The sequence below is a fragment of the Pricia sp. genome (assembly GCF_041745955.1).
Classification (GTDB): Bacteria; Bacteroidota; Bacteroidia; order Flavobacteriales; family Flavobacteriaceae; genus Pricia.
In genome coordinates this window covers 1-2,895 of sequence record NZ_JBGTHY010000106.1, presented here as the reverse complement: position 1 = coordinate 2,895, position 2,895 = coordinate 1, and the positions used below count along the sequence as shown (strand labels likewise).

1 protein-coding gene and 2 pseudogenes are annotated in these 2,895 nt (G+C 46.7%); 1 reads left to right on the top strand and 2 read right to left on the bottom strand.

Annotation, left to right across the window (positions count from 1 at the left end; genetic code table 11):
* Window positions 1-890, bottom strand: a pseudogene (locus ACEW8S_RS03625) (phosphoribosylformylglycinamidine synthase); the annotation flags it as partial.
* Between the two features lie 218 nt (window positions 891-1,108).
* Window positions 1,109-2,320 carry an RsmB/NOP family class I SAM-dependent RNA methyltransferase gene (locus ACEW8S_RS03620; protein WP_373516822.1) on the bottom strand — a complete coding sequence of 404 codons (1,212 nt, stop codon included), beginning with the start codon at window positions 2,318-2,320 and terminating at the stop codon, window positions 1,109-1,111.
* A gap of 230 nt (window positions 2,321-2,550) precedes the next feature.
* On the opposite strand from ACEW8S_RS03620, the pseudogene ACEW8S_RS03615 reads away from it, so the two are divergent.
* A pseudogene (locus tag ACEW8S_RS03615) lies at window positions 2,551-2,895 on the top strand (oxidoreductase); the annotation flags it as partial.

The window sequence follows — 2,895 nt, the reverse complement described above, 5'->3', positions numbered from 1 at the left end:
GCCGTCATGTAAACAGCTGTGCCCGCCAATGGTAACGAACCTTTTCCCCCGGCCAACCGATCACGGATTTCCCCGCCCGCACCGGTCGCGGCGCCGTTGAAGGGTTCAACCGTTGTTGGAAAGTTATGGGTTTCTGCCTTTAGGGATATGACGGAATCGAAGTCCTTTTCAGCATAAAAATCAGGGGTATCGGCGGATTTGGGCGCAAACTGCACCACTTTGGGTCCCTTTACGAAAGCAACATTATCGGTATAGGCCGAAACAATGCCGTTCGGATGTTCTTGGGACGTTTTTTTAATCAGCTTAAAAAGCGAGGAAGGCATCTCCTTGCCATCGATACTAAAAGTTCCATTAAAGATTTTATGCCGACAATGTTCGGAGTTGACCTGACTGAATCCGAAGACTTCGGAATCGGTCAGTTGGCGTCCAATTTTTTGGGATAGTTGCTGTAAATAATCGACCTCTTCGTCGTTCAGGGCCAGACCTTCCTTTTCGTTGTAAGCGGCAATGTCATCTATTTCTAGGATGGATTCGGGTATGATATCCACTTTAAAAATATCTTGATCAAGCCCGTCGAATTTTTGGGAAAGCATCGGGTCAAAATCAGTAAAATCCTCCTTCACGGCCTGGAATTCCTCGATACGGATTATCCCCGAAACACCCATGTTCTGGGTAATCTCGGTAGCATTGGTACTCCAAGGCGTAATCATGGCGGCACGAGGACCAATAAAAAAGGCGTCAATAGACGCCAAAGGTTGGTTGGACGCTCCTGAAACAAGTTCAGGACAATCGAATAACCAAATCAGTTTATCAGTATCTTCCTGTGAAAGTTCGTTGTGCGTTTGAACTGCGAAAACTTTAGCGCTCGCATCCCCGAAAAAATTAATCATTGACCGTGTAATTTTGTGGATAGGAAAACGCGAATTTACGGATTTTTGGTCAATGATTTTCGGGGAATAGTTAACAGGGAAAGGGGTAATTGTTAATTACTTTGTAGTTTGATCGGGAGTTAGACCTACAAGGATCGCTCGAGCCTTGCTCATACCTTGCAGGTCTTTGTCGGTTTGACCTGCAAGGTGTCATCGCGTAAGCGACTTCCTTGTCTGGACTAATTTCTGACTAGCAGCGCCATAAAAAACCCGTCAAAGCCGCTCTTGCTGGCATACATCTTCTTTTGTTTTTCCAACGAAAAATCTTTGCCCTCCCCGGAGGCCAAAAAAGACTGGACTTGATCGGAATTTTCCTGTGGAAGTATCGAGCAGGTCGCATAGACCATCTTACCGCCCGGTTTTACGATTTTGCTATAGCTTCGTAGTATTTCTTGTTGCTTTTTGGTAATCTTCTCCAGAAAATCGGGCTGAAGTTTCCACTTCGTATCAGGGTTCCGGCGTATGACACCCAATCCCGTACAGGGCGCATCAATCAATACCCTGTCGGCACTGCCGTAAAGTTTTTTAATTACTTTGGTGGAATCGATTTCCCGAGGCTCTATGTTGTGGGCACCGTTTCTCCGGGCCCGGCGTTTGAGTTCCTTCAGTTTACTGCCGTAGACATCCATGGCGATAATCTGGCCTTTGTTTTCCATCAGGGCGGCGAGGTGAAGGGATTTCCCCCCAGCCCCGGCACAGGCATCGACGACCCGCATGCCCGGTTCTACCTCTAAAAATGCGGCCACTAACTGCGAATTGGCATCCTGAACCTCGAACATTCCCCTTTTAAAAGCCTCGGTAACGAATACATTGGCGCGCTCGGGTAGGCGTAAGGCCGATGCATAGCCCTTGATGGACTCGGTTACAATATCCTCTTCCAGCAAAGCTTGACCCAGTAGTTTCTTTGTGGTGTTCAAGGTGTTGGTGCGCAAGATAACTTCGGCCTGTTGGTTCAGCGCGGCACTCTCGGCCGTCCATAGTTTTTCTCCCAAGGCTTTGGCGCAGAGCTCGTCGATCCAATCGGGAAAGGCTTCCCGGAATTTCCGGACTTTGGAGAGTTCGTCGAACTTTCCTTTGATGCGGCGTTCGGGAGTAGGCTCGATCTGTTTCCAATCGGGTAATTGTATTCCCTTCAAAACGGCCCATACCGCCCACATACGGAACAGATCGGGACGGCTGAACGGTGCCTTGACCTCGGCAATTTCCGCATAAAGACGTTTATAGCGTACCATTTCGTAGGTGGTTTCGGCAATGAAACCGCGATCTCGGCTGCCCCAACGTTTATCAAACTTCAACACTTTCTGCACTACTTTGTCCGCATACTGGTCTTCGTTAAAGATGAGGTTTAAGCCATCGATTATCGCGAATACCAGATTTCTATGTAATTTCATTCTTAAAAATTAAGGCTGCAAAGGTAGTGAACTGGACTTGAGTTTTGGTTTGAAGTGGAAATTTTCGGTTTCAAACCAAAACTCAAGACGAATTCAGGGTTTTGGTGCAGATTACGGCTATATTTGATTTGGAAAACAGAGATGTAGACGCAGCGGTTCTTTGATAAGGGGTACCCTTTCTAACAAGGCAGCTAAAGTTTACCATTTTTTATCCTAAAATACCTTGAACTATGAAATACTTAGCCATAATTCTGGTTGTTTCGCCCCACTTCTCTTGTTCAGGCGACAAAGAAAATCAACCGCTCCCGTTTACATCCGTCAAAATCGAAACCGTCTATGAAGATTCCGTAAGTATCCGCGCGATTGAAATTATCGGTAACAGTCTTGCTTATGCCGGCAGCAAAGGGGTATTCGGGAATATTGATATCAATTCCGGAAAAATCATGGAAAGTGTGCAGCAATACGATACGATTTTTCCTGAATTTAGGGCGGTGGCACATACCTCATCCGACTTTTTTATGCTTTCCGTTGCCAATCCCGCACTGCTTTGTTTAACGGGAGGTGCCGGAAAAATG

Excerpts from the sequence above, each read along its gene's own strand:
- ACEW8S_RS03620 (WP_373516822.1), bottom strand. The coding sequence starts at position 2,320 with ATGAAATTACATAGAAATCTGGTATTCGCGATAATCGATGGCTTAAAC.